This window comes from Streptococcus sp. DD10 (genome assembly GCF_001578805.1).
GTDB lineage: Bacteria > Bacillota > Bacilli > Lactobacillales > Streptococcaceae > Streptococcus.
The window spans coordinates 43,349-45,650 of sequence record NZ_KQ969165.1; the positions used below are offsets into that span (position 1 = coordinate 43,349).

Sequence of the window (2,302 nt, forward strand, 5' to 3'; positions counted from 1 at the left end):
GTAAGGCGAAGCTGACGTGGCTTGAAGAGATTTTCGAAGAGTATTAGCTCTATGATTTCTGTAGTGGGTAAATCCACTGTAGGAATTATGGGGTCTATTGTTCATTTGGACGATGTCAACTTCCTCTTGCATTTCTGAAATATCCGCTTCTTTGTTTCATAATAGTCACTACTATAAAAATATTTTTAATTAGATTATACATCTTCATAAAAGTCTGTAAAGAGAAAAAGAAAATTAATTTTCTTTGTAATTCTGATAAAATTCCACCTTGATCTGAATAAAGGTTTCCAAATCCCGCAAGAGCTGCAGGAGCATAGCTCGGGTTTCAAATTCCTGACGGGTCTTGGGGAGTGGTCGTTCTCGAAAGAGGGCCAGATATTTTTCGATTTCATCTAGTAACTGTTGTGCTGGATTTTCTTGGCTTAACTGCTGGGCTGTCTTGGAAAAGAGTTGCGCTAAAATCTTGCTCTCATCAGCTGCAAGCTGGCAGTGATTGATATTTTGGGCCATATCCCGAAGAATAGCGTTCTGATGTTTACGCATTTCAAAATAGTGGATATGGTAGTTGGTCTGATGAAAGAGGTGATTTGAATAATCTAAATAAACAAGAGTGAGAGCTTGATCTAAAATTAGGTCTAATTCACGAATTAAGCTAGCATCGTTTCTTCCATCACCGGTTCCTAAAAAGTGTTCAAAGCGATAGAGGATTTTTTTTAGTTGCTCTTCGACTAATTCATGATATTGGTTGATTTCTCTTTGCCTGGAGGGCATATAGAGATTGGCAAGAAGAGCAAATCCTGTTCCAATCAAAAAAATAGCCATTTCATTCGCCAATAGCACCCAGGAAGTCGATTGCTCAAGGAGTAGGTGAGTAACAAGGACACTACTCGGCGTCACACCAATCTCCCAACCCCATCTATAGGCTAGAGGGACATAAAGAAGGATATAAATACCCAGTGCCCAAAGGTTAAAACCAAGTAGATGGAAAGAAAAACTCCCAATGACTAGGGCTAAAACAGTCGACATAAAACGATTGTATCCGAGCCGTAAGGTGCTACGGCGTGTATCGGATACGCTAAGGATGGCGATAATACCAGCAGAAACAGCATAGGTCAGTCCAAAAGAGGATGCAAGGGCAGAAGCTAGACAGGTTGCGAGAGCCAGTTTAATCGTACGTTGAAGAAGTGGCATAATGTTCTTTCTATTTGTTTGATTCCTTCATTATAACACGAAAACCTTTTTAGAAAGGATATTAAAGTTCCTAATAATCTAGGATGGTTTAATTTTTAAGGGTTGAGGTTTCTTTCTTTAACAAAAGATTGAACCTGTACCCTTTTCCGACATACAGGAGTAGAATCTTGTGATATACTAGACGTATGGAAAAAAATGATATCGTATACGGTGTTCACGCAGTCACCGAGGCTTTACAAGCCAATACAGGAAATAAATTATATATTCAAGAGGATCTCCGAGGGAAAAATGTCGAGAACATCAAGTTGTTAGCGACAGAGAAGAAGGTGTCAATCTCATGGACGCCCAAAAAGATTCTTCAAGAAATGACAGAAGGAGCAGTTCACCAAGGATTTGTTCTTCGTGTGGCGTCCTTTGCCTATACAGAACTGAAGGATATCCTAAAGAAAACAGCTCAGGAAGAAAATCCACTCTTGCTGGTTTTAGATGGCTTAACAGATCCACATAATTTAGGTTCAATCTTGCGAACAGCAGATGCAACCAACGTATCCGGTGTTATCATTCCGAAACACCGTGCGGTGGGAGTAACACCTGTTGTAGCCAAAACATCAACTGGTGCTGTGGAGTACATTCCCATCGCTCGTGTGACTAATCTGAGTCAAACACTAGACAAACTAAAAGAAGAAGGTTTTTGGATTTTTGGTACGGATATGAATGGTACCCTATCTCACAGATGGAATACCTCAGGAAAATTAGCTCTTATTATAGGGAATGAAGGAAAAGGAATTTCAGCAAATATTAAGAAACAAGTAGATGAGATGATTACGATCCCTATGAATGGTCATGTCCAAAGTTTGAACGCTAGTGTGGCAGCGGCTATTTTGATGTATGAAGTATTTAGAAATAGGCTGAGTTGACGAAGTGGTTACATGAGAGTATTTCTTTTAATTAGAAATATTCAAACTGATAGGTGAGAGAGTCTGTATAAAGTAGGAAGCCTACTTCCATGGCTTTGAGGGAGAAGTGAGGGGATTTTCATTGTACTAGGTGATTATCAGGTAAATTTAATAGTAGGGAAAAAACCGATAATGATGTTAATGCTGATGTAATG

At 39.2% G+C, this 2,302-nt stretch carries 2 protein-coding genes; one reads left to right on the forward strand and one right to left on the reverse strand.

Translation table 11 applies throughout. From position 1 onward, the window contains the following. Positions 1 to 234: 234 nt before the first annotated feature. Positions 235 to 1,191, reverse strand: coding sequence for an aromatic acid exporter family protein (locus STRDD10_RS09080; protein WP_067195312.1), 957 nt, complete (start codon positions 1,189 to 1,191; stop codon positions 235 to 237). 185 nt (positions 1,192 to 1,376) lie between these two features. On the opposite strand from STRDD10_RS09080, the gene rlmB reads away from it, so the two are divergent. Next, complete coding sequence (rlmB, locus tag STRDD10_RS09085) at positions 1,377 to 2,108, forward strand: 23S rRNA (guanosine(2251)-2'-O)-methyltransferase RlmB (RefSeq protein WP_067195315.1); 732 nt, start codon at positions 1,377 to 1,379, stop codon at positions 2,106 to 2,108. Positions 2,109 to 2,302 lie beyond the last annotated feature (194 nt).

Coding starts and splice junctions, on each gene's coding strand:
- STRDD10_RS09080 (WP_067195312.1), bottom strand. CDS start 1,191: ATGCCACTTCTTCAACGTACGATTAAACTGGCTCTCGCAACCTGTCTA.
- rlmB (WP_067195315.1), top strand. CDS start 1,377: ATGGAAAAAAATGATATCGTATACGGTGTTCACGCAGTCACCGAGGCT.